At 63.2% G+C, this 23,587-nt stretch carries 23 protein-coding genes and 1 rRNA gene; 13 read left to right on the top strand and 11 right to left on the bottom strand.

What is annotated here, in order from left to right:
• The 4 genes from rrf (at position 1) to Q7C30_RS15780 (ending at position 3,994) form a co-directional block, all read left to right on the top strand.
• Positions 1-115 (top strand): 5S ribosomal RNA (gene rrf / locus Q7C30_RS15795).
• 283 nt (positions 116-398) lie between these two features.
• Positions 399-2,042: an acetolactate synthase large subunit gene (locus tag Q7C30_RS15790; RefSeq protein WP_039576017.1), complete on the top strand. Its 1,644-nt coding sequence runs from the start codon at positions 399-401 to the stop codon at positions 2,040-2,042.
• A 177-nt stretch (positions 2,043-2,219) separates the two neighbouring features.
• Positions 2,220-2,774 carry a UPF0149 family protein gene (locus tag Q7C30_RS15785; RefSeq protein ID WP_029612939.1) on the top strand — a complete coding sequence of 185 codons (555 nt, stop codon included), beginning with the start codon at positions 2,220-2,222 and terminating at the stop codon, positions 2,772-2,774.
• Between the two features lie 758 nt (positions 2,775-3,532).
• Positions 3,533-3,994: a hypothetical protein gene (locus tag Q7C30_RS15780; protein ID WP_317872065.1), complete on the top strand. Its 462-nt coding sequence runs from the start codon at positions 3,533-3,535 to the stop codon at positions 3,992-3,994.
• Positions 3,995-4,059: 65 nt separating this feature from the next.
• Here Q7C30_RS15780 and Q7C30_RS15775 read toward each other — a convergent pair whose 3' ends face one another.
• Both Q7C30_RS15775 and Q7C30_RS15770 read right to left on the bottom strand, forming a co-directional pair.
• Complete coding sequence (locus tag Q7C30_RS15775; RefSeq protein ID WP_039576020.1) at positions 4,060-5,313, bottom strand: ribonucleotide-diphosphate reductase subunit beta; 1,254 nt, start codon at positions 5,311-5,313, stop codon at positions 4,060-4,062.
• 267 nt (positions 5,314-5,580) lie between these two features.
• Positions 5,581-8,460 (bottom strand): ribonucleoside-diphosphate reductase subunit alpha, encoded by a 2,880-nt coding sequence (locus tag Q7C30_RS15770; RefSeq protein ID WP_039576021.1) that lies wholly within the window; start codon positions 8,458-8,460, stop codon positions 5,581-5,583.
• A 674-nt stretch (positions 8,461-9,134) separates the two neighbouring features.
• Here Q7C30_RS15770 and Q7C30_RS15765 point away from each other — a divergent pair.
• Positions 9,135-9,836 carry a response regulator transcription factor gene (locus Q7C30_RS15765; protein WP_317872064.1) on the top strand — a complete coding sequence of 234 codons (702 nt, stop codon included), beginning with the start codon at positions 9,135-9,137 and terminating at the stop codon, positions 9,834-9,836.
• A complete protein-coding gene (locus tag Q7C30_RS15760; protein WP_317872063.1) occupies positions 9,833-11,437 on the top strand; it encodes an ATP-binding protein in 1,605 nt (534 codons plus the stop codon). The genes Q7C30_RS15765 and Q7C30_RS15760 overlap by 4 nt, the downstream gene beginning before the upstream one ends.
• A gap of 3 nt (positions 11,438-11,440) precedes the next feature.
• Here the strand turns inward: Q7C30_RS15760 and Q7C30_RS15755 are convergent, their stop codons facing one another.
• Together Q7C30_RS15755 and Q7C30_RS15750 are read right to left on the bottom strand one after the other, a co-directional pair.
• On the bottom strand, positions 11,441-12,142 hold the full coding sequence (locus Q7C30_RS15755) for a 4'-phosphopantetheinyl transferase superfamily protein (protein ID WP_317872062.1): 702 nt from the start codon (positions 12,140-12,142) through the stop codon (positions 11,441-11,443).
• 51 nt (positions 12,143-12,193) lie between these two features.
• The gene (locus tag Q7C30_RS15750; RefSeq protein ID WP_039576028.1) at positions 12,194-12,985 is read right to left on the bottom strand and encodes a dienelactone hydrolase family protein; all 792 of its coding nucleotides are present in this window, start codon (positions 12,983-12,985) and stop codon (positions 12,194-12,196) included.
• A gap of 138 nt (positions 12,986-13,123) precedes the next feature.
• On the opposite strand from Q7C30_RS15750, the gene Q7C30_RS15745 reads away from it, so the two are divergent.
• The 4 genes from Q7C30_RS15745 (at position 13,124) to Q7C30_RS15730 (ending at position 17,487) form a co-directional block, all read left to right on the top strand.
• Complete coding sequence (locus tag Q7C30_RS15745; protein WP_039576030.1) at positions 13,124-13,729, top strand: outer membrane beta-barrel protein; 606 nt, start codon at positions 13,124-13,126, stop codon at positions 13,727-13,729.
• 108 nt (positions 13,730-13,837) lie between these two features.
• Complete coding sequence (locus Q7C30_RS15740; RefSeq protein ID WP_116887728.1) at positions 13,838-14,515, top strand: response regulator; 678 nt, start codon at positions 13,838-13,840, stop codon at positions 14,513-14,515.
• Positions 14,512-15,858 carry an ATP-binding protein gene (locus tag Q7C30_RS15735; RefSeq protein ID WP_317872061.1) on the top strand — a complete coding sequence of 449 codons (1,347 nt, stop codon included), beginning with the start codon at positions 14,512-14,514 and terminating at the stop codon, positions 15,856-15,858. The genes Q7C30_RS15740 and Q7C30_RS15735 overlap by 4 nt, the downstream gene beginning before the upstream one ends.
• 303 nt (positions 15,859-16,161) lie before the next feature.
• On the top strand, positions 16,162-17,487 hold the full coding sequence (locus Q7C30_RS15730) for a dicarboxylate/amino acid:cation symporter (protein ID WP_039576034.1): 1,326 nt from the start codon (positions 16,162-16,164) through the stop codon (positions 17,485-17,487).
• Between the two features lie 69 nt (positions 17,488-17,556).
• On the opposite strand, the gene Q7C30_RS15725 is transcribed toward Q7C30_RS15730, so the two are convergent.
• Positions 17,557-18,051: a SprT family zinc-dependent metalloprotease gene (locus tag Q7C30_RS15725; protein ID WP_317872060.1), complete on the bottom strand. Its 495-nt coding sequence runs from the start codon at positions 18,049-18,051 to the stop codon at positions 17,557-17,559.
• A 163-nt stretch (positions 18,052-18,214) separates the two neighbouring features.
• On the opposite strand from Q7C30_RS15725, the gene ttcA reads away from it, so the two are divergent.
• Entirely contained in the window at positions 18,215-19,039 is an 825-nt protein-coding gene (gene ttcA, locus Q7C30_RS15720; RefSeq protein ID WP_029612927.1) for a tRNA 2-thiocytidine(32) synthetase TtcA, read from the top strand.
• Between the two features lie 4 nt (positions 19,040-19,043).
• A complete protein-coding gene (locus Q7C30_RS15715; RefSeq protein WP_317872059.1) occupies positions 19,044-19,715 on the top strand; it encodes a DNA-3-methyladenine glycosylase I in 672 nt (223 codons plus the stop codon).
• Positions 19,716-19,732: 17 nt separating this feature from the next.
• On the opposite strand, the gene Q7C30_RS15710 is transcribed toward Q7C30_RS15715, so the two are convergent.
• The 3 genes from Q7C30_RS15710 to arsC are packed head-to-tail and all read right to left on the bottom strand — an operon-like array spanning position 19,733 to position 21,094.
• On the bottom strand, positions 19,733-20,146 hold the full coding sequence (locus tag Q7C30_RS15710) for a DUF2069 domain-containing protein (RefSeq protein ID WP_295484987.1): 414 nt from the start codon (positions 20,144-20,146) through the stop codon (positions 19,733-19,735).
• Positions 20,139-20,744: an NAD(P)H:quinone oxidoreductase gene (gene wrbA, locus Q7C30_RS15705; RefSeq protein WP_039576041.1), complete on the bottom strand. Its 606-nt coding sequence runs from the start codon at positions 20,742-20,744 to the stop codon at positions 20,139-20,141. Before wrbA ends, Q7C30_RS15710 begins: the two co-directional genes overlap by 8 nt.
• Positions 20,741-21,094, bottom strand: coding sequence for an arsenate reductase (glutaredoxin) (gene arsC, locus Q7C30_RS15700; RefSeq protein WP_317872058.1), 354 nt, complete (start codon positions 21,092-21,094; stop codon positions 20,741-20,743). Before arsC ends, wrbA begins: the two co-directional genes overlap by 4 nt.
• A gap of 87 nt (positions 21,095-21,181) precedes the next feature.
• Here arsC and Q7C30_RS15695 point away from each other — a divergent pair, with 87 nt between their 5' ends.
• Positions 21,182-21,646: a TlpA disulfide reductase family protein gene (locus Q7C30_RS15695; RefSeq protein WP_039576045.1), complete on the top strand. Its 465-nt coding sequence runs from the start codon at positions 21,182-21,184 to the stop codon at positions 21,644-21,646.
• A 72-nt stretch (positions 21,647-21,718) separates the two neighbouring features.
• On the opposite strand, the gene Q7C30_RS15690 is transcribed toward Q7C30_RS15695, so the two are convergent.
• Genes Q7C30_RS15690 through Q7C30_RS15680 form a run of 3 tightly spaced genes read right to left on the bottom strand, consistent with a single transcriptional unit; the run spans position 21,719 to position 23,572 of the window.
• On the bottom strand, positions 21,719-22,123 hold the full coding sequence (locus Q7C30_RS15690) for an META domain-containing protein (RefSeq protein WP_116887732.1): 405 nt from the start codon (positions 22,121-22,123) through the stop codon (positions 21,719-21,721).
• A complete protein-coding gene (locus Q7C30_RS15685) occupies positions 22,120-22,557 on the bottom strand; it encodes a hypothetical protein (protein WP_039576049.1) in 438 nt (145 codons plus the stop codon). Before Q7C30_RS15685 ends, Q7C30_RS15690 begins: the two co-directional genes overlap by 4 nt.
• A gap of 25 nt (positions 22,558-22,582) precedes the next feature.
• Entirely contained in the window at positions 22,583-23,572 is a 990-nt protein-coding gene (locus tag Q7C30_RS15680; RefSeq protein ID WP_317872057.1) for a 2-hydroxyacid dehydrogenase, read from the bottom strand.
• Positions 23,573-23,587 lie beyond the last annotated feature (15 nt).

Genomic DNA, 23,587 nt, shown 5'->3' with positions numbered 1-23,587 from the left:
TTGACGACCATAGAGCATTGGAACCACCTGATCCCATCCCGAACTCAGCAGTGAAACGATGCATCGCCGATGGTAGTGTGGGGTTTCCCCATGTGAGAGTAGGTCATCGTCAAGATTCATTTCGCAAAACCCCTATCTGCGCGAGCAGGTAGGGGTTTTGTCTTTGGTGCGCTAAAAAAGCGCAACCATCAGTTAGCTGTCTCTTTGCCCTCCGGCCGCCACGCAAGTCTCCTCATTGGTGCGACAATGTTGCTGTCACAATACGTGACTTCCCCGTACCTACCCTGCGTCAAGACTTAGGTTCGGGGCAATCCTGGCACCTGGACCGAGCGATGCCAGCGTAGCGCGCTGCGCATTTCTGGACTTTCACCGTCCTATTACTTGAGGTTAGAAGCAAGATGGCCAAGGCCGCCGATGTCGTTGTGCAATGCCTGGAAAACGAAGGTGTCGAGTATGTGTTCGGCATCCCCGGCGAGGAGAACCTCGACCTGCTCGAATCCCTGCGCAAGTCGAAGATCAAGCTGGTACTGACCCGCCACGAACAATCCGCAGGCTTCATGGCTGCAACCTATGGACGCCTGACCGGCAAGACCGGCGTCAGCCTGTCGACCCTGGGTCCCGGCGCGACCAACCTGGTCACCGCCAGCGCCTACGCCTATCTGGGCGGCATGCCGATGATGATGATCACCGGCCAGAAGCCGATCAAGAAGTCCAAGCAGGGTCGATTCCAGATCATCGACGTGTGCGGCATGATGGACCCCATCACCAAGTACACCCACCAGTTCGCTTCGGCCGACAACATTCCGGCCCGTATGCGCGAAGCCTTCCGCCTGGCCGAAGAAGAGAAACCCGGCGCGGTGCACCTGGAGTTGCCTGAAGACATCGCCGCCGAGCAGACCGATGCCTTGCCGATCCCGCGCAGCCTTCACCGCCGTCCGCTGGCCGAGCACGTGGCCATCGACGCTGCCGTGCAGAAACTGCAGAACGCACGCAATCCGATCCTGGTGATCGGCGCCGGTGCCAACCGCAAGATGACCGCCAAGGTGCTCAAGCAGCTCATCGACAAGACCGGCATCCCGTTCATCACCACGCAGATGGGCAAGGGTGTGGTCGACGAGCGTCACCCGCGTTTCCTGGGCAACGCTGCGCTGTCGTCTGGTGATTTCGTGCACCGCGCTGTCGAAGCGGCCGACCTGATCATCAACATCGGCCACGACGTGATCGAGAAGCCGCCGTTCTTCATGGTCCGCGGCGGTACCGAAGTCATCCACATCAGCTTCCGTTCGGCGGAAGTGGATGCGGTGTACTTCCCGCAGGTCGAAGTGATTGGCGATATCGCCAACGCCGTATGGCAGATCAGCGAAGCGTTGGGCGACACCTCGCATTGGGACTTCACCCGCCTGATGGCCATCCGTGAAGCCAACGAAGCGCAGATCGTCGAAGGCGCCGACGACGACCGCTTCCCGGTCTACCCGCAGCGTCTGGTGGCCGACATCCGTCGCGTGCTGCCGTCCGAAGGCATCGTCGCCCTCGACAACGGCATCTACAAGATCTGGTTCGCCCGCAACTACAAAGCGCACAAACCCAACACCGTGCTACTGGACAACGCCTTGGCGACCATGGGCGCCGGCTTGCCGTCGGCCATGGCATCGCACCTGGTGTACCCGGACCGCCCGGTGATCTCGGTGTGCGGCGATGGCGGCTTCATGATGAACAGTCAGGAGCTGGAAACAGCTGTGCGTCTGGGCATGCACATCACCGTGGTGATCCTGCGCGACGACGGCTACGGCATGATCCGCTGGAAGCAGGCCAACATGGGCTTCACCGATTTCGGCTTGGACTACGGTAACCCCGACTTCGTCAAATATGCCGAAGCCTACGGCGCCAATGGTCACCGCGTGGAAAGCGCCGAGGGGCTGCTGCCGCTGCTGGAGCACTGCATCAAGACGCCAGGCGTGCACGTCATCGATTGCCCGGTCGATTACAGCGAGAACGATCGGATCTTGAATAGCGAGCTGCGTGAGCGCGCACTAGCTGTTTGACTTAGCGACGCCCCCGCCTGTACTACCTCTGGCTAGTGCAGGCGGCTTCTTCCAACTGACCATCGACCTCGAATGTCGGCTGGCTTGGCCACCACTAGCCAGCATGCCCCTTTCAGCAAAATCCTTCCTTCACCGTGCCTGTGCTAGGGTGCATCTTCCCTTACCCAGGACTGTCCCATGCTGCCCACTCTGAGTGAAAAAGAACTTAATCGTCTTGAAGATCTTTTGATCAGCTACGGTAATGAATACTCAGTGATCAACCTTGCTGAACTCAACGGCTTCTTTACCGCCTTGGCCAGTTCGCCAGTCAAGGTCACGCCTGAACATTGGCTTCCGGCCGTCGCAGGCGGCAAGGTGCCAAAATTCAAGAAGCCCGCCCATGAAGAAGCCTATACCGCGCTGATGTTGCGCTACGCCAGTCAGGTCGCCGAGGAGTTGGCCGATGACCTTGATCGATTCCAACCGCTGTTGGAAGAGAGCGAGACCGAGGAGGGCACGGTCATCGTGCTGGAGGAATGGTGCTTCGGTTACATGCGTGGCACTCAAGTCACTCAATGGCCGACCCTGCCCCGCGAACAGGACGCCTTGCTAAAGGCGATTTCCCTGCACGGTCTTGAAGACAACGTCGAACTGCTCGATACAATGAGCGCCGCGGATCGTCAAGCCTGCGTGCCGCAGTTGCTTGAGGCCATCCGAGCGCTTTACCGTTACCATCATCGGCCCATGCATTGAATAAAGCAGCGTAGGCCAATGTAACCATTTCTTCAGGCCAAACGAGCAATTGTTTCCCGCAGACATGCTCGCGCCAGTTAATTGTGCGCAGGATCAGCCTAACGGTATGGCGTGCTGACGGTATTCGAAGAGTCACTCTGGCCCAATCCTGTATCACAGCGGGAGAGCACATCTGGCTCGGCCGAGGTGCGGAGCCTCATTGATCGTCTAGTGACTTACCTGCGCAGCCACCGGCATCTGATCGAACATTGAGGGTTATCTGAACCCGTGAGCCTATTTGGCTACCTGTGAAAGATGGGGTCATCACCTCGCTCATCCACACCATCCTGGAGGTACTCTGCGCAACCTGGCCATTAGCCAGATCACCACCGCACCATTGACCTTGCAAGAGGACGCAGGTGTCTGGACTTGTACAACAGCTGACAAGAATGTCGGGCTGCTTGAGAGCATCAGTGCCCAAGGGCTGTTTCGGGTGCAACTGGCCGACTGGCGTCGTCCGCGCTCGCTGAATGATAGCCGCGCGCTGGGGCGCCACCTACCGTTTGTCCGCTGCTGGAGAAGCTGAGCGCTTTCGGTTACCACGGCAACTACGTTCTGGAGATCTTTTCCGAGGGTGTCGTCGACTCGCTGTGGACGAACAAAGTCACATTGGTGCAGGCCGTCGAAGCAAGCGCCAGCGTCTTCGCCGCATTGCGCGCTGGCCTACAGGATGCGTAGGCTATAGCCCCGGTAATGATGAACTACAGCGAACCTACACGATGATTCTGCGTACTCTCCGAAATAGACTCGGTCTGCTGGCCATGCCGCTGCTCGCCGCCTGCAGCGGCCACCAGACAGAGCGTCACGTGGTATACGAGAACACCGTTTACCACTGGCGAATCGAACATGTGGTCCAGCACAACTTTCCTGCGAGCACCCATCAGTATTATCAAGTATTCCTCAACGACCGGCCGCTGGTGCTACCGGCCAAGGCATTCAACGACGAGCGCAATATCGAGGTATTTCTGGCAGCAGGCGGCTTCGATATCGCCCACTGGCGCAACAAGTCGATCGTCGTGACGTTCGAGAATACTCAAGCTCGTGACGGGGAAACGATTCGCCTCATTCGTTCGGTGATGATTACGCCCGATTTGAATGAGCGCGATATCATTCTGACGGATCTGCTGACGCAGCAGGAAGTGGTAGTGGAGCGGGTCGAGGCAGATGCCCCACAGCCTTGAGGATGTACTAGGCCCTTCGATACCAATCAAAGGTACAAAAAAGCCACCTTTCGGTGGCTTCTTCATCAATCCCAGCTCAACGCCCCGCCGGTCTGATACTCGATCACGCGCGTCTCGAAGAAGTTCTTCTCCTTCTTCAAGTCCATGATCTCGCTCATCCATGGGAACGGGTTGGTGGTCCCTGGGTACTCTTCTTTAAGACCGATTTGAGTCAGACGACGGTTGGCAATGAACTTGAGGTAGTCCTCCATCATTGCCGCGTTCATGCCCAGTACACCGCGTGGCATGGTGTCGCGGGCATATTCGATCTCCAGCTGAGTCCCTTGCAGGATCATCTGGGTCGCTTCTTCCTTCATCGCCGCATCCCACAGGTGCGGGTTCTCGATCTTGATCTGGTTGATCACGTCGATACCGAAGTTCAGGTGCATCGACTCGTCGCGCAGGATGTACTGGAACTGCTCGGCGACGCCAGTCATCTTGTTGCGGCGACCCATGGACAGGATCTGGGTGAAGCCGCAGTAGAAGAAGATGCCTTCCAGGACGCAGTAGTAGGCGATCAGGTTGCGCAGCAGTTCCTTGTCGGTTTCGACGGTGCCGGTGTTGAATTCCGGATCGGAAATGGCGCGGGTGTACTTCAGGCCCCAGGCGGCTTTCTTCGCCACCGACGGGATCTCGTGGTACATGTTGAAGATCTCGCCTTCATCCATGCCCAGCGACTCGATGCAGTACTGGTAGGCATGGGTGTGGATCGCCTCTTCGAAGGCCTGGCGCAGGATGTACTGGCGGCATTCGGGGTTGGTGATCAGGCGGTAGACGGCCAGGGCCAGGTTGTTGGCGACCAGCGAGTCGGCGGTGGAGAAGAAGCCGAGGTTGCGCATGACGATGCGGCGCTCGTCTTCGGTCAGGCCGTCCATGCTCTTCCACAGTGCGATGTCGGCGGTCATGTTGACCTCTTGCGGCATCCAGTGGTTGGCGCAGCCATCGAGGTACTTCTGCCAGGCCCAATCGTACTTGAAAGGCACGAGTTGGTTGAGGTCGGCGCGGCAGTTGATCATGCGCTTCTCGTCAACGGCGACGCGGGCCGACGAGCCTTCCAGCTCAGCCAGGCCCTCGGCGATGTCGAGGGCGTCGAGGGCGGCCTTGGCGCGCTTCACGGCTTCGGAATCGGCAGCGGTGGCGGCACGGGCTTCCAGGGCGGCGGCACCACCGGCGCTGTCCAGCTTGTCCAGGGTCGCGGCGGCGTGGGCCTGTGCGGGGGTGTTGCCTTTGGCGGCGACTTCGCCGTCATCTTCTTTGTCGAATTCGTCCCAGCTCAGCATGCTAAGTGCTCCTGCTTGAGGGCCATCTCTGGAGTATGGCCGGTGGATCTTGGTTGCGCTGCTTTGGTCCCGAAGGGGGTACTACCGTGCACGCAAATCTGTTTGCCCTTTGAGAGGCTGGCCCAGGCAATGGCGCCCAGGCTTATTGTGTTTGGCTGTGGGGCAGGCGACGGCAATGCCGGCCTTGTCGCGGGTAAACCCGCTGCCACAGGGTTCCGTGTGGTGACACGGAAAAAGAGGCTTCCCGGGGGAAGCCTCAGCCAAGCCTTACTGGCAGGCTTCGCAATCCGGCTCGTCAATGGCGCAGGCCTTCGGCACCGGCGCAGGGCCTGCGGCCTGGACCGGGGCGCTGTCGCCGCCGCTGGAAACGGCGTTGAGCTTGCCGGTGTTGATGGTCGATTTTTCGGTGCTGGTGGCGGCCAGGGCACGGAGGTAGTAGGTGGTCTTCAGACCACGGTACCAAGCCATGCGGTAGGTCACGTCCAGCTTCTTGCCCGAGGCGCCGGCGATGTACAGGTTCAGCGACTGGGCCTGGTCGATCCACTTCTGGCGACGCGAGGCGGCATCGACGATCCACTTGGTGTCGACTTCGAAGGCCGTGGCGTACAGGTCTTTGAGCTCCTGCGGGATACGCTCGATCTGCTGCACCGAACCGTCGTAGTACTTCAGGTCGTTGATCATCACCGAGTCCCACAGGTCGCGGGCTTTCAGGTCGCGGACCAGGTACGGGTTGATCACGGTGAACTCGCCCGACAGGTTCGACTTGACGTACAGGTTCTGATAGGTCGGTTCGATCGACTGCGATACGCCGGTGATGTTGGCGATGGTCGCGGTCGGTGCGATGGCCATGATGTTCGAGTTGCGGATGCCTTTCTTGACCCGATCGCGCACCGGAGCCCAGTCCAGCGACTCTTCCAGGTTGACGTCGATGTACTTGGCGCCACGGGCCTCGATCAGGATCTGCTGCGAGTCCAGCGGCAGGATACCTTGGGACCACAGGGAACCGTCGAAGGTCTGGTAGGCGCCGCGCTCGTCGGCCAGGTCACACGAGGCCTGGATGGCGTAGTAGCTGACTGCCTCCATGGACTTGTCGGCGAACTCGACGGCCGCGTCCGAGCCGTACGGGATGTGCTGCAGGTACAGCGCGTCCTGGAAGCCCATGATGCCCAGGCCGACCGGACGGTGCTTGAAGTTCGAGTTCTGTGCCTGGGGCACCGAGTAGTAGTTGATGTCGATCACGTTGTCGAGCATGCGCACGGCGGTCTTGACGGTACGCGCCAGTTTCGCGGTGTCCAGCTTGCCGTCGGCGATGTGGTTCGGCAGGTTGATAGAACCCAGGTTGCACACGGCGATTTCGTCGGCGTTGGTGTTCAGGGTGATCTCGGTGCACAGGTTCGAGCTGTGCACCACGCCCACGTGCTGCTGCGGCGAGCGCAGGTTGCACGGGTCCTTGAAGGTCAGCCAAGGGTGGCCGGTCTCGAACAGCATCGACAGCATCTTGCGCCACAGGTCTTTGGCCTGGACGGTCTTGAACACCTTGATCTTGTTGTACTCGGTCAGGGCTTCGTAGTACTCGTAGCGTTCTTCGAAGGCCTTGCCGGTCAGGTCGTGCAGGTCCGGCACTTCCGAAGGCGAGAACAGGGTCCATTTGCCGTCGTCGAAGACACGCTTCATGAACAGGTCTGGAATCCAGTTGGCGGTGTTCATGTCGTGGGTACGACGACGGTCGTCACCGGTGTTCTTGCGCAGCTCGAGGAATTCCTCGATATCCAGGTGCCAGGTTTCCAGGTAGGCGCAGACCGCGCCCTTGCGCTTGCCACCCTGGTTGACGGCCACGGCGGTGTCGTTGACCACCTTGAGGAAGGGCACGACGCCCTGCGACTTGCCGTTGGTGCCCTTGATGTACGAACCCAAAGCACGCACCGGGGTCCAGTCGTTGCCCAGGCCACCGGCGAATTTGGACAGCATGGCGTTGTCGTGGATGGCCTTGTAGATGCCCGACAGGTCGTCCGGAACGGTGGTCAGGTAGCAGCTCGACAGCTGCGGACGCAGGGTACCGGCGTTGAACAGGGTCGGGGTCGAGGCCATGTAGTCGAACGACGACAACAGGTTGTAGAACTCGATGGCACGGGCTTCGCGGTCTTTTTCCTGCAGCGCCAGGCCCATGGCCACGCGCATGAAGAACACCTGCGGCAGTTCGAAGCGCACGCCATCCTTGTGGATGAAGTAACGGTCGTAAAGGGTCTGCAGGCCCAGGTAGGTGAACTGCTGGTCACGCTCGTGGTTGATGGCCTTGCCCAGGCGCTCCAGGTCGTAGCCCTTGAGGGCCGGGTCGAGCAGCTCGAACTCGACGCCTTTCGCGACGTAGGCCGGCAGGGCCTTGGCATACAGTTCGGCCATCTCGTGGTGGGTGGCGCTGTCGGCCACGCCGAGGAAGCCCAGGCCTTCGGCGCGCAGGGTGTCCATCAGCAGGCGGGCGGTGACGAACGAGTAGTTCGGCTCGCGCTCGACCAGGGTACGGGCGGTCATCACAAGGGCGGTGTTGACGTCCTTGAGGGCCACGCCGTCGTAGAGGTTCTTCAGGGTGTCGCGCTGGATCAGTTCGCCATCGACTTCGGCCAGGCCTTCGCAGGCTTCGCTGATGATGGTGTTCAGGCGCGCCATGTCCAGCGGCGCCAGGCTGCCGTCGGCCAGGGTGATGCGGATGCTCGGGTGCGGCTCGACCACCGAATCGGTGTTGGCGCGAGTGGCACGCTCTTTGGCGCGCTGGTCACGGTAGATCACGTAGTCGCGGGCGACTTTCTGTTCGCCGGCGCGCATCAGGGCCAGTTCGACCTGATCCTGGATTTCTTCGATGTGGATGGTGCCACCCGACGGCATGCGACGCTTGAACGTGGCGGTGACCTGTTCGGTCAGGCGCGCGACGGTGTCGTGGATACGCGACGAAGCGGCGGCGGTGCCGCCTTCAACTGCGAGGAACGCCTTGGTGATGGCAACGGTGATCTTGTCGTCGGTGTAGGCCACGACAGTGCCGTTACGCTTGATCACGCGCAGTTGGCCCGGAGCGGTCGCAGCCAGATCCTGATTCGAATCGGTGGCCTGCGGCGCCTTGGCCTGCGGGTTCTCGCGAGTTGTGTCGGTGTGCATGGGTGGGTGTCTCCACAGTTTCTATAGTGTTCGGGCGCCTTGTGGGCGCCCACCGTTCCATCCAGTCAGTTAGCTCGGCCCGTGGGCGGACGGCACGCGAAGGTGCGTCGGCCACTCGGGCTTACCGACTTCGGGACAGACTCAGGAATAAGGGCAATCGCTTGCCGCTCCCTGGCCGAAGTCAAAGATCCTGGGCGAGCCCAGGAACTGTTGCTGTCGGGTGTCAGGCCATGCCTGCAACACCCATACCCGAACAAGGCCACGGGGGCTTGCCTCGGTCGCGCCTGTGCAGGAGCGGTTTGGCTGCTGAAATCAGCGTAAGTTCCGGCAGAAAAATCGCTTGAGTTTCTGCGTTGACTTATGGTTGTGCTCAAGGTCGAAGCCACAACATGTAGTGGTTCGCCGCGCTGGGGATACAAGATAATGCGGTATGGGGGGTATTGCAAGGCAGCGGGCTGTGGATATCTTGTGGGTACTTTGTGAGTGAATAGCCGACCGCCGCTGTAGGCCTAGTCGCTACAGGTCCGGACGTTTTTTTGCGCTATCCGGACCTGTGCAAGAAGCTGCCGAGTGGTTGGCAGTCACTACGGCTGGACGTAGTATCCGAGGGCAACATGACCCTCTGTCTATAGGTCAGGACGCCCCCGACCACCCCAACAAGAAGGGAGAAGGCGATGGATCAGCCCCTCCAGCGCATCCTCATCGTCGAGGACGATCAGCGTCTGGCCGACCTCACTGCCGAGTACTTGCAGGGTAATGGTTTCGAGGTGGCGGTCGAGCATGATGGCGCGCGGGCCGTGCGGCGTATCCTCGACAGCCAGCCCGATCTCGTGGTGCTCGACCTGATGCTGCCTGGCGAAAACGGTTTGAGCATTTGCCGAAAGGTCCGTGGCCAGTTCGCCAATCCCATCCTCATGCTGACCGCGCGCAGTGACGAACTCGATCAGGTCCAGGGCCTGGACCTGGGCGCCGACGATTACGTGTGCAAGCCGGTGCGCCCGCGTCTGCTGCTGGCGCGCATCAATGCGCTGCTGCGACGTAGCGACGCGCCTCTGGGCAAGGCCCACAGCCTGTGCTTCGGTGCACTGCGCATCGACAACCGTGCGCGCGAGGCCTGGCTGGGCGAGCAGGCCATCGAGCTGACCGGCGCGGAGTTCGACCTGCTCTGGTTGCTGGCCAGCCATGCCGGTCGGGTGCTGTCGCGCGAGCAGATCTGCACGTCGCTGCGCGGCGTCGGTTATGACGGCCAGGACCGCTCCATCGATATCCGCATCTCCAAGATTCGCCCGAAGATCGGCGACGATCCTGTACACCCGCGCCTGATCAAGACGCTGCGCAGCAAGGGTTATTTGTTCGTCGGCGATGTCGGGCCATGAATTCGATCTTCCTGCGCATTTATGGCGGCATGCTGGCGGTGCTGGTATTGGTCGCCGTGCTCGGGGTCCTGAGCCTGCAGCTGGTCAACCACGTGCGTGCCGCGCAGTACCGAGAGGATCTGGCGCAAGGCACCTTCAGTCTGATGGCGGACAACCTGGCGCTGCAGAGCGAGGTCGAGCGCAAGCGATCACTGGTGATCTGGGAGCGGCTGCTCGGCGTGCCACTGGATCTGCTGGCGCTGTCCGCGCAACCCCTGGATGCCGGCCAACGCAGCCGTCTGGCGCGTGGTCTGGTGGTGGTCGACAAGACCGGGCCGCACGCGGCCAAGGTACTGCGCCAGTTGGCCGAGGAGGACCAGGTGCTGGTGGCGCAGGTCAAGCAGATCAGCGAGCAACTCGCCCGCGCGACGTTGTACCTGCTGGCCGACGAGCTGGTGCGCTACCCGGTGACCGAGCAGCCACAGCGCCTGGCGCAGATCCGTCAGAGCAAAGGATTTGGTTTCGACATCGGCTTGCAGCGCATCGAGCGCGCGGATCTGGACGACGATCAGCGACGGCGGGTGGAGGAGGGCGACACGGTGATGGCGTTGAGCCGCGACGGGGACGCCATCCGCGTGTTCTCTGGACTGTCCGGCTCGCCCTGGGTGCTGGAGATTGGACCACTCTACCCGTTCAAACCCTATCCACCGGCATTGCTGGTGTTGATCGCGGCAGTGGGTTTGTGCTTGATCGGTTTGGTGGTCTACCTGCTGGTGCGTCAGCTCGAGCGCCGCGTCTCGGGTCTCGAACTGGCGGCCTCGCACATCGCCCAGGGCAGCCTGCAGACGCGGGTGCCGGCCGGCGATGCCGACTCGGTCGGACGCCTGGCCGCAGCGTTCAACCGCATGGCCGAGCACCTGCAGCGCTCGCTGAGCATGCAGCGCGAGCTGGTGCGTGCGGTGTCACACGAATTGCGCACGCCGGTGGCACGCCTGCGTTTCGGCTTGGAGATGATCGAGGAGGCCGACACCGAACAGGCGCGGGCCAAGCACCTGGCGGGGATGGACAGCGACATCCAGGACTTGGACCGGCTGGTCGACGAGATGCTCACCTATGCCCGCCTGGAACAAGGCGCCCCGGCCCTTCATTTCGAACGCGTCGATGTACGGCAATTGCTGGACAGGATCGTGGCCGAGCTGGCCCCGTTGCGCGCGGATATCCGGGTGACGCAAGCTGAGGATCCAGACCGTGACGGCGCGCCACGTTGGGTCGAAGCCGAGCCGCGTTATCTGCACCGCGCGTTGCAGAATCTGGTGGGCAATGCGTTGCGCCACGCCGAGTCGCAGGTGCGCTTGAGTTACCAGCTCGACGCGCAGCGCTGCCGCATCGACGTGGAAGACGACGGGCCGGGCATTCCGGAGGGGTTCTGGGACCGCATCTTCACGCCGTTCACGCGCCTGGACGACAGCCGCACCCGCGCCTCGGGCGGTCACGGTCTGGGACTGTCGATCGTGCGGCGGATCATCTATTGGCATGGTGGGCGGGCACTGGTTGGGCGCAGCGAAGGCCTGGGCGGCGCCTGCTTCAGCTTGAGCTGGCCCGCCCGGCAGTCGCGCCACTGAGTGTCAGGCGCTGACCAGACTGAGCAGATGGCCGTCCTGCACACAGTACTGACCCGCCAGCTCGCGGCCGCTGCGCCATTCGGCCGACAGATCGGTGAGCAGGCGCAAGCGCGCGTGGCCGTCGGCGCTCCATTCGAGCAGCTCGGCGTGCTCGAAGTAAAAGCGCTTGAGCGTCAGCGGATAGAGCGCTTTGAACAAGCTTTCCTTGAGCGAAAAGGTCAGCGTCACGCTTAGGCCGAGCTGCGCCGGATCCAGGCGCTGCAATTCGCTGGGGGTGAGGATTTCAGCGGCCAGGCGCTCGGCGCGCGCGTCGTCGAGCAGGCTTTCCTGATCGATGCCGATGCCCTGGCAGGCCGTGGCGGGCGCGACTACGGCGGCGGCCCAGCCCTGGCCGTGGGTGATGGAACCACGGATGTCCCCAGGCCAGATGGGCGAGCGATCCTCATGGGTGCCGGGCACGTGATCGCGACCGTCGAGGTGCTGAAGAGCCGCACGCGCACAGACGCGCCCGGCCAGGTACTCGGCCTGGCGCTTGGCCACCGAGCGTTGCAGGCTGGTGCTCTGCTCGATGCCGGCGCGCTGGAAGTCGTCGGCGGCCAGGCGTTGGGGATCGAAGGCGCAACTGACCAGCACCGCGCCGGGCACGGGCTGGGGCAGGGGCCAGTGGTGCTGGAGCGGGGCGCAGCAGGTAGGCAGTCTGTTCATGGGCGCTATTGTGCCATTTGTCCGGCCCGCCCCGCACGCGGGGCTGACCACCTATTTGAAGGCCTGTTTGAAGAACGCCTGCATGTCCCGCCAGGAGCTTTCATCAGCAGCCTTGTCATAGCCGATGTCCGGCCCGCCATGCTCGCCATGGCTCAGGCGGTCGGCGTCGGGGTTGGTGAAGCCGTGCTTGGCACCGGGAATGCCGACGAACGTCATGTCGGCACCGGCAGCGGCCATTTCCTGCTTGAAAGCCTCCACCTGCTGCGGTGTGACCATGCTGTCGGCTTCGCCATGCTCGACCAGAATCTTGGCCCTGACCACGCCTGGCTGGGCGGGTGTCTGGGTGACCAGCGCGCCATGGAAGCTCACCACGCCATCGAGCTTCTCGCCCCGGCGAGCGGCATCGAGCACCACCTTGCCGCCGAAGCAGTAGCCCACCGCACCCAGCTCATGCTTGTTGGTGTTGGGTTGCAGCTTGAGCAGCGCCAGGCCCGCGTCGAAGCGCCGCGCGGCCGCAGCCGGGTCCTTCAGCGCGGCGGCCATGAAGGCCTGGGCGTCCTGTGGGTGCTCGGTGTGCTTGCCGTCGCCATACATGTCGATGGCCAGGGCGTTGTAGCCCAACGCGGCAAGGTCGCGGGCGCGACGCTTGGCGTAATCGTTCAGCCCCCACCACTCGTGCACCACGACGATGCCGGGGCGCTTGCCATCGAGGGCGTCGTCATAGGCGTAGTAGCCGATCAGCGGTGTGCCGTCGGCGTCCTGGTAGCGAATCTCGCGGGTCTGTACCGCCGCCTGGGCGAGGGCGGCGCTGCACATCAGGGCCAGGGCAAGCAGGAAACGCATGGGGGATCTCCAGGTGCGGGTGCTGTTCACGTTCGGTTCGTTCAGCCGAGGTTCAGTCGGGGTTCAGGGGCGGTTCAGGCTGCCCTGCTTACTCTAGCCCTCACACCCACACAGCGCACCTCACTGGAGAAACAAAGCATGAAAGCACTCAATACCCTGATGGTCGCCATGGCTGTCTGCGCCTCCGGCTTCACCGCTACCTCCCAGGCCGACGACACGTTCGCCAGCGTGACCTACGGCCAGACCAGCGACAAGATTCGCAAGTCCGGTCTGCTGCAACGCAACACCGATCACCTCAACACCGACGGCATCATCAACAAGGACGGCACCTGGGGCCTGCGGGTCGGGCAGATGAACGACCAAGGCCGTTACTACCTGACCTACGACAACGTCTCCAACAGCCATAGTGGCATCAAGCTGCGCCAGGAAAACCTGCTTGGCAGCTACGACCTGTTCCTGCCGGTCACCGATACCGCCAAGCTGTTCGGCGGTGCCAGCCTGGGCATGACCAAAATGACCCAGACCTCATCCGGCTACAGCCGCGACACCAACTACGGCTACGCCGCCGGGCTGCAGGCCGGTGTGATCCAGCAGGTCACCGACAACACCTCGGTGGAACTGGGCTACCGCTACCTGCGCACCAACGCCTCCACCGAACTCACGCCCCACGCCGGCAACAAGGAAGGTGCGCTGCGCCTGACCAGCAGCGCCCAGACCTACTTGGCCGCCACCTACAAGTTCTGACGCGACAGGCTCGACGAAACCGGCCGGGGTTCCCCCTGCCGGTTCGCTGTTATGCTGTGCCAGCCCGCCTCTAGTTCAGGCGGGGCGAGAGAAACCAAGGAGAACGACATGAAGTTGCTGGTGGTCGAGGATGAAGCGCTGCTGCGTCACCACCTGTACACACGACTGGGCGAGACCGGACATGTGGTCCAGGCAGTCGGCGATGCCGAGGAGGCGCTGTACCAGGCCGGCCAGTACAACCACGATCTCGCCGTCATCGACCTTGGGCTGCCGGGCATGAGCGGCCTGGACCTGATCCGCCAGCTGCGCAGCCAGGACAAGACTTTTCCCATCCTGATTCTCACCGCCCGCGGCAACTGGCAAGACAAGGTCGAGGGCCTGGCTGCGGGTGCCGACGACTACGTGGTCAAGCCTTTCCAGTTCGAGGAACTGGAAGCCCGCCTGAACGCGCTGCTGCGCCGCTCCAGCGGGTTCACCCAGTCGACCATTGCCGCCGGCCCCTTGTTGCTGGACCTCAACCGCAAGCAGGCCACCCTCGACGAGCAGCCGCTGGCACTGACCGCCTACGAGTACCGCATCCTCGAATACCTCATGCGTCATCACCAGCAGGTGGTGGCCAAGGATCGACTGATGGAACAGCTTTACCCGGACGACGAGGAGCGTGATCCGAACGTCATCGAGGTGCTGGTCGGCCGGCTGCGCCGCAAGCTCGAGGGCGACAACGGCTTCAAACCGATCGACACCGTTCGCGGCCTGGGCTACCTGTTCACCGAGCGCTGCCGATGATTCGTTCGCTGCGCGTGCGCCTGATGCTGGCCGCCGCCGTGCTGGCGCTGCTGTTCATGCTGGCGCTGCTGCCGGCCTTGCAGAAGGCCTTCAGCCTGGCCTTGCAGGAGTCGATCGAGCAGCGCCTGGCCTCGGACATCACCACGCTGATTTCTGCCGCGCGCGTCGAGCACGGCCATTTGCAGATGCCCGATCTGCTGCCTGACGAGCGCTACAACCTGCCCAGCGTCGGCCTGCTCGGCTACATCTTCGACCGAGAAGGGCGTCTGGTGTGGCGTTCGCGTGCCACCACCGACCGGCACATCAACTACCAGCCCCGCTATGACGGCCATGGCAACGAGTTCGCCCGAATCCGCCAGGACAATGGCGACGAATTCTTCGTCTATGACGTGGAAGTCAAGCTGCTCGGCGGTCGCAGCGCAGCATTCAGCATCGTCGCCCTGCAACCGGTGCGCGAGTACCAGCACACCCTCGACGGCCTGCGCGAAAAGCTCTACTTGGGCTTTGGCGCGGCCTTGCTGGCGCTGATGGTGTTGCTGTGGGCCGGCCTGACCTGGGGGCTGCGTTCACTGCGCAGGCTCAGCCACGAACTGGACGAGGTGGAGAGCGGCGCCCGTGAGGGCCTGAGTCGCGAGCATCCGCGCGAACTGCTGCGCCTGACCGGCTCGCTCAACCGGCTGCTGCACAGCGAGCGCGAACAACGCCAGCGCTACCGCGATTCGCTGGACGACCTGGCACACAGCTTGAAGACGCCGCTGGCGGTGTTGCAAGGCGTGGGCGAGAGCATGGGGCGCGGCAGTGGCGAGCGTGAACAGGCGCGCGTGCTGCAGAGCCAGATCGAACGCATGAGTCAGCAGATCGACTACCAATTGCAGCGCGCCAGCCTGCGCAAGAGTGGCCTGGTGCGACACCAGGTGCGCCTGGCGCCGGTGCTCGACAGCTTGTGCAGCACCTTGGACAAGGTGTATCGCGACAAGCGCGTGGCGGTGACACTGAACGTTGCCCCGCAGGCGCGCGTGCCGATCGAGGAGGGCGCCTTGCTCGAACTGCTCGGCAACTTGCTGGAGAACGCCTATCGCCTGTGCCTGGAGCAGGTGCGGGTGAGCTTCGAGACGTTGCCTGGCCAACAGGTGCTGTGCATCGAAGACGACGGCCCCGGTGTGCCAGCCAGTCAACGTGAGCGGATTCTGCAGCGCGGTGAGCGCCTGGATCGCCAGCATCCAGGTCAGGGCATCGGCCTGGCGGTGGTCAAAGACATCATCGACAGCTTCGACGGGCGCCTGACGCTCGAGGATTCGCCGCTCGGCGGCGCCGCGTTCAGGATCACCTTCAACCAAGAATGATCCATCCAGGTTTCGCTGGCCGTGGGCGGATTCCCGCCACTGAGGGTGTACGAATTTCGCCACAGGGCGGAATTCCGCCATATCCTACATGCCTTGTTGCCCTGTCCTTGGGCAGAAACTTCCCGTAAACACTCGTGTTGCACCCGGATCGGGCATTTTGGCATCAGCCTTGCTAAAGCTTTGTCAGAGACCTGCCCAGGCAGCTCTAACACAATGACAAATCCCTCCAGGTGCAGGAGGGTTCGCGCTTTAGGTGCCTCGCCCTGGGAAGGGTGAATCGGCACACTTGAGGAAGATCACGCCATGACGAAACGTCAGCCGCTGTACAAATCCCTGTATTTCCAGGTGATCGTTGCCATCACCATCGGTATTCTGCTCGGCCACTTCTATCCGGAAACCGGCGTCGCCCTCAAACCGCTGGGTGACGGCTTCGTCAAACTGATCAAGATGGTCATCGCTCCGATCATCTTCTGTACCGTGGTCAGCGGCATCGCCGGCATGCAGAGCATGAAGTCGGTTGGCAAGACCGGCGGCTACGCACTCCTGTACTTCGAGATCGTTTCCACCATCGCCCTGATCATCGGCCTGATCGTGGTCAACGTGGTCCAGCCTGGCGCTGGTATGCACGTCGACGTCAGCACCCTGAACGCCAGCAGCGTCGCGGCCTACGCCTCGGCCGGTGCGCAGCAGACCACCGTCGGCTTCCTGCTCAACGTGATCCCGGCCACCGTGGTCGGTGCCTTCGCCAACGGCGACATCCTGCAAGTGCTGATGTTCTCGGTGCTGTTCGGCTTCGCCCTGCACCGTCTGGGCAGCTACGGCAAACCGCTGCTGGAGATGATCGATCGCTTCGCCCACGTCATGTTCAACATCATCAACATGATCATGAAGCTGGCGCCGGTCGGTGCCTTCGGTGCCATGGCCTTCACCATCGGCCAGTATGGTGTCGGTTCGCTGGTGCAACTGGGCTACCTGATGGCCTGCTTCTACATCACCTGCCTGTTGTTCGTGCTCGTGGTGCTGGGCGCCATCTGCCGCGCCCACGGCTTCAGCGTCCTCAAGCTGATCCGCTACATCCGTGAAGAACTGCTGATCGTGCTGGGTACGTCTTCGTCGGAGTCGGCCCTGCCACGCATGCTGACCAAGATGGAGCGCCTGGGCGCGAAGAAATCCGTCGTTGGCCTGGTGATCCCGACCGGCTACTCGTTCAACCTGGACGGCACCTCGATCTACCTGACCATGGCTGCGGTGTTCATCGCCCAGGCCACCGACACCACCATGGACATCACTCACCAGATCACCCTGCTGCTGGTGCTGCTGGTCGCCTCCAAAGGGGCTGCGGGTGTGACCGGTTCGGGCTTCATCGTCCTGGCCGCCACCCTGTCGGCGGTCGGTCACCTGCCGGTTGCTGGCTTGGCGCTGATCCTCGGGATCGACCGCTTCATGTCCGAAGCCCGTGCGCTGACCAACCTGGTCGGTAACGCCGTTGCCACTGTAGTGGTCGCCAAGTGGGTCAAGGAGCTGGATACCGACAAGCTGCAGTCCGAGCTGGCCTCCGGTGGCTCGCCGTTGGTCGAGACCCGTCCGACCGACGACCTGGGCGTAGCCGAAGGTCCGGCCGTGCGTTGATCGTGGTGGTAGTGCGATAAAGGAAGGCGACCCTCGGGTCGCCTTTTTCATGGCCAGCGCGGCTGGTGCTTACTCGACTCGGGTCTGTCCGCTGAAGACCAGCACGTGCCGACAGCGCCGACACAGGTAGCGGCGCCCCTGGCGTACCAGTGTGTGGCGCTGGGCGGTGAAGGCGAAGTCGCTGTCCGGGCAGGGGCAGCGATAGATGTAGCGCGTGGCCACGCGACGCTGCACTTCGTAGCGGTGGCAGCGCTCGGGCGGCAGCTCGTAGACCCCGCGCATGATCAACTGCCATTCCTCGCCGTGGGCCTGGATGCGGTCGCCGAACAGCTGGTGAGCGATCAGGTGCGCCACTTCATGGGCCACGGTCTGGCGCAGGAAGTCGTCGTGGTTCTCGCGGTACAGCTGCAGGTTGAAGCGCAGCAGGTTTTCATGCAGATGGGCGACGCCGGCCTTCTGACCGCGCAGCTTGAAGCTGACCTGCGGGCGCGGGAAGGTGCGTTTGAAAAAGGTTTCGGCTAGCTGGAAACAGGTTTCGACGCGTTGCGTGAGCAGCTCGGGCATGGCGGGGCAATTCTCCTGGCTCGCCATTATGCCGCAAGCCGTTGGCGGCCGACGAGCCGCCGGTCAGCCTCGGCATGGCGCTGCTGATCAGAAGGCCCTACGCCTGGGCTCGGTTTGCAGGTAAAATGTTCGGCTTTTGTCACACCTCGCGGATCCAAGCGCTATGGGCACCCTCTCGGTCAACCAGAACAAACTGCAAAAACGCCTGCGTCGTCTCGCCGGCGAAGCCATCACCGACTACAACATGATCGAGGATGGCGACAAGGTCATGGTCTGCCTGTCCGGGGGCAAGGACAGCTACACCATGCTCGACGTTCTGCTGCACCTGCAGAAGGTGGCGCCGATCAGCTTCCAGATCGTCGCGGTGAACATGGACCAGAAGCAGCCGGGCTTTCCCGAGCATGTGCTGCCGGCCTACCTGAAAACCTTGGGCGTCGAGTATCACATCGTCGAGAAAGACACCTATTCGGTGGTCAAGGAACTGATCCCCGAGGGCAAGACCACCTGCTCGCTGTGCTCGCGCCTGCGTCGGGGCACCCTGTACACCTTTGCCGATGAAATCGGCGCGACCAAGATGGCGCTCGGTCATCACCGCGACGACATCGTCGAAACCTTCTTCCTCAACATGTTCTTCAACGGCGCGCTCAAGGGCATGCCGCCGAAGCTGCGCGCCGACGACGGTCGCAACGTGGTGATCCGTCCGCTGGCCTACTGCAGCGAGAAGGACATCCAGGCTTACTCGGACATGAAGGAATTCCCGATCATCCCGTGCAACCTGTGCGGCTCTCAGGAAAACCTGCAGCGCCAGGTGGTCAAGGACATGCTGGTGGAGTGGGAGCGCAAGCACCCGGGACGCACCGACAGCATCTTCCGCGCGCTGCAGAACGTCGCGCCGTCGCAACTGGCCGACCGCAACCTGTTCGACTTCACGGGCCTGAAGATCGACGAAAGCGCCACGCCGCGCTTTCTCGATGTGCTGAACGTCTGATCCGATGCGCGACTATCAGTGGCTGCACACGTACTGCCTGAACCGCTTCGGCTCGGCCAAGGCGCTCGAAGCCTTCCTGCCGCAACCGCGCTCGGCCGCCCAGTTGCGCGCCCTGCCGGATGATCGCTACCTGTCGACCCTGGCGCTGCGGGTCTTTCGCGCCGGGCTCAAGCACAGTCTGGTGGATGCCAAGTGGCCCGCGTTCGAGCAGGTGTTCTTCGGCTTCGACCCGGAAAAGGTGGTACTGATGAGCGCCGAGCACCTGGAGCGGTTGATGCAGGACACCCGCATCATCCGTCACTTGGGCAAGCTCAAGAGTGTGCCGCGCAACGCGCAGATGATCCTCGACGTGGCCAAGGAAAAGGGCAGTTTCGGCGCGTTCATCGCCGACTGGCCCGAGAACGACATCGTCGGCCTGTGGAAGTACCTGGCCAAGCATGGCAACCAGCTCGGGGGGCTGTCGGCACCGCGCTTTCTGCGCATGGTCGGCAAGGATACCTTCGTGCCCACCGAAGACATGGCCGCCGCGCTGATCGCCCAGAAGGTGATCGACAAGGCGCCGACCAGCCAGCGCGACCTGGCGTTGGTGCAGGAGGTGTTCAATCGCTGGCACGAAGAAAGCGGACGGCCGCTGTGTCAGCTGTCAGTGATGCTGGCCCATACCGTCAATCACTGAGATAGCGAGGCGGGCGCCTACCGACCTTCGCCCGCCATACGCCGTTCGAACTGGAACCTCCAGCGCACGAACAGCAGGGCGCTGACGAACAGCGCCAGGCTCACCAGCACTTCGATCCAGCCGAACAGCGCCCTGGCCGGGTCGAAGGCCGCCAGCACGCCCTTGATGAAATAGAGGTTCACCACGAAGCAGGTCCAGGCATGTGCCCGGGCGCTGCCGATCAGCATGCCGGGCAGCAACAGCAGCAGCGGCACCAGCTCGATGGCCAGGATCACCGCGACGCGGGCGCCGTGCAGGTCGGCGAACCACACATCGTTCACCACCAGCAGGGCGATCAGGCCACAGAAGCAGGCCAGCGCCAGTGCGCGGGTCAGCCGCAGGCGGGGAGCCAGCCAGTCGAGTGTCGGCAGTACCTTGGGTTTTTTAGCCACGTGCGTGACTCAGCGCCTTGGCCGTGCTCGCCAAGCGTTGGCCCAGGGCGCGGCACAGGGCGATTTCGTGCTCGTCCAGCTCGCGCTTGCCATCGGCGCCGGCATGGTGACTGGCGCCATAGGGCGTGCCGCCGCCACGGGTTTCCAGCAAGGCGGACTCGCTGTAGGGCAGACCGGTGACCAGCATGCCGTGGTGCATCAGCGGTAGCAGCATCGACAGCAGGGTGGTCTCCTGGCCGCCGTGCAGGCTGGCGGTGGAGGTGAACACGGCCGCAGGCTTGCCCACCAGTTCGCCGCCCAGCCACAGGCTGCTGGTGCCGTCGAGGAAGTACTTCAGCGGCGCTGCCATGTTGCCGAAGCGGGTCGGGCTGCCCAAGGCCAGGCCCGCGCACTGGCGCAGGTCGTCCAGGTTGGCGTAGAGCGCGCCGCTGGCGGGGATGTCCGGCGCCACGGCTTCGCACTCGGTGGAAATGGCCGGCACGGTGCGCAGCCGCGCTTCCAGTCCGGCCATTTCGACGCCGCGGGCGATATGCCGGGCCATCTCGCTGGTGGAGCCGTGACGGCTGTAGTACAGCACCAGGATGTAGGGTTCGCTCATGGCAAGAGCTCCAGGATGTTTTCCGGGGGACGGCCGATCACGGCCTTGTCGTCGACGACGAGGATCGGGCGTTCGATCAGTTTCGGATGCTGGACCATGGCCTCGATCAGTTGCGCCTCGCTGAGGGCGGGGTTGGCCAGGCCCAGGGTCTTGAATTCGTCTTCGCCGCTGCGCAGCAACTGGCGCGCGCCGATGCCGAGCTTGCCGAGCAGCGCGTGCAGGGTGGCCGCATCGGGCGGGGTTTCCAGGTAGCGCACGATGGTCGGTGCCAGGCCGCGGGCTTCCAGCAGTTCCAGGGCGCCACGGGATTTCGAGCAGCGTGGGTTATGGTAGAGGGTCAGTTCGGGCATGACGGGTCGCATCCAGCTGGGTGTGGCGGCTATTCTACCCGCTGCGTCCGACATTTCATGCTTTAAAACTTCGAGAAGGATTGACCCATGGCAAGGCGTTTGGCGGCTGCACTGGCGATCACCGCGAGCCTGTTGCTCGGCGGCTGCGGTGCAGACTACGGCGTGGACCAACACGGCAACACGGTAAAGGCCGAGCAGCTCGACGGGCACTGGCTGGTGCTCAACTACTGGGCCGAGTGGTGCGGTCCGTGCCGCACGGAAATCCCGGAACTGAACAGCGCGGCCCAGCAGTGGCAGGCGCAGGGCATCAAGGTAGTGGGGGTGAACTTCGATGGCCTGCAGGGCGACGATCTCAAGCAAGCGGCCCAGGCGCTCGGCATCGAATTCACCGTGCTGGCGCAGGATCCTGCCGAGCACTACGAGTTACCGCGCAGCGAGGCGTTGCCAGTGACCTACATCATCGACGACAAGGGCAAGGTACGCGAGCAGTTGCTCGGCGAGCAGACGCTCGAAGGGCTCCAGGCCAAGATCAAGGCATTGAAGGGAGCCTGACGGTTATCAGGGCTGCGGCGCAGCCCATCGCGGGTCGACCGGCGATGGCGTGCTTGGCAGCCCTGAATGACCTCAGTCTTCTTCAGCCCAGAAGCGCAGGGGCTTGCCTTCGGCAGGCCACAGGCGGATCTGCTCGATGCTCGAGACATCCCAGCGCTGCACGCTCTGCAGCGCTTTCAGATAGCGTTCTTCCTGCTCCATCAGTGCCGGGGCGCACAGCTTGCGGGTCTTGCCGACCTGGCCGAAGCTGAGCCGCTCGCCGTTCTGCGTGTAGCTGGCGAACCAGTGGTTGCAGCCGGCGGTGCCATAGGCGCGACCATCGTCAGCCAGGGTCAGGGTCAGGTGACTGTTGTCGATCAGCGGGCGTTCGCCGATCCATTCCAGGACATAGCTGCGCTCGTGCTGCAGCTTCGAAGGCTCGGCGGCGCAGCCGAGCAGACCACCGAGCAGCGCCGCGCAGGTCAACAGATGCTTCATTGGGCGCCTGCCTGGCACTGACGGCACAGGTGACGCTCGCCTTCGCTGCGCCAGCCCAGTTCGGCGATGCGGGCGCTGGCGGCCGGCTGGCGGGCCTTCTTGCCCAGCTTGGCGTCGACGGCGAACTCGAAGTCGAGCACGGCTTCGCACTGGTCGCACTTGACCTGCCAGGTGAGGATTTCCAGCTCGTTGAACACCGGGCCGCTGGCCACGGCAACCCACTGGCCGCGCGGGTTGATCAGGTGGCGCACGCTTTCGACGGTCAGGCGCATGGACAGGTCCTTGCTGCCCTTGAGGGTGACCAGCAGGGCGTCGCCCTTGTGCATCGAGCCGCCGTTGCCGGTCACCTGGTAGCGACCTGGCACCAGGGCGCGGCATTCGATCAGGGTGTGTTGCGGGTTGAAAAGGGTGTAGCGGAAATCGTGCTCGACCATGGGTCCTCCAGAAATGCCGCGTATCCTAACCCGTGACGGTGTTGCGCGCATCGCCTGCCGCCCAGTGGAGCACGTTGTCCAGCGTGGTGGCAGCGATCGCCGCCAAGGCTTCCTGGGTGAGGAAGGCCTGGTGGGCAGTGACGATGACGTTGGGGAAGGTCAGCAGGCGGGCCAGTACGTCGTCCTGCAGCGGCTGGTCGGAGCGGTCCTCGAAGAACAGCTGCGCTTCTTCCTCGTAGACATCCAGGCCCAGGTAGCCGAGTTGACCGTTCTTGAGCGCGTCGATCAGCGCCGGTGTGTCGACCAGCGCGCCGCGTCCGGTGTTGATCAGCATGGCGCCTGGCTGCAGGCTGGCCAGGCTGCGGGCGTTGATCAGGTGACGGGTGGCGTCGGTCAGCGGGCAGTGCAGGCTGATGATGCGCGACTCGCTGAGCAGCTCGGGCAGCTCCAGGTAGCGGGCCCCCAGTGCCAGCAACTCGGGATTGGGCTGCGGGTCGTAGGCCAGCAAGCGACAGCCGAAGCCGGCCATGATGCGGGCGAAGGTCGCGCCGATCTGTCCGGTGCCGACCACGCCTACGGTCTTGCCATGCAGGTCGAAGCCGGTCAGCCCGTGCAGGGTGAAGTCGCCGTCGCGGGTGCGGTTGTAGGCGCGGTGCAGGCGACGGTTGAGCGCCAGGATCAGCGCGACCGCGTGCTCGGCCACGGCGTGCGGCGAGTAGGCTGGCACCCGCACCACGGTCAGCCCCAGGCGCGCCGCTGCCGCCAGGTCCACGTGGTTGTAGCCGGCCGAACGCAGGGCGATCAGGCGGGTGCCGCCGCTGGCCAGGCATTCCAGTACCTCGGCATCCAGCTCGTCATTGATGAAGGCGCACACCACGGCGAAACCCTGCCCCAGCGGTGCCGTGTCCAGGGTCAGGCGAGCGGGTTGAAAGTGCAGTTCCAGGCCGCTGTCGAGGGCGGCCTGGCTGAAGCTTTCCTGGTCGTAGTGTTGGCTGCTGAACAACAGGATGCGCATGCGCGATACTCCTTC

The sequence above is a fragment of the Pseudomonas sp. RAC1 genome, from assembly GCF_030658255.1.
Classification (GTDB): Bacteria; Pseudomonadota; Gammaproteobacteria; order Pseudomonadales; family Pseudomonadaceae; genus Aquipseudomonas; species Aquipseudomonas boreofloridensis.
Note: the sequence above shows the minus strand (reverse complement) of the source record. Positions and strands in the feature narration are given on the sequence as shown.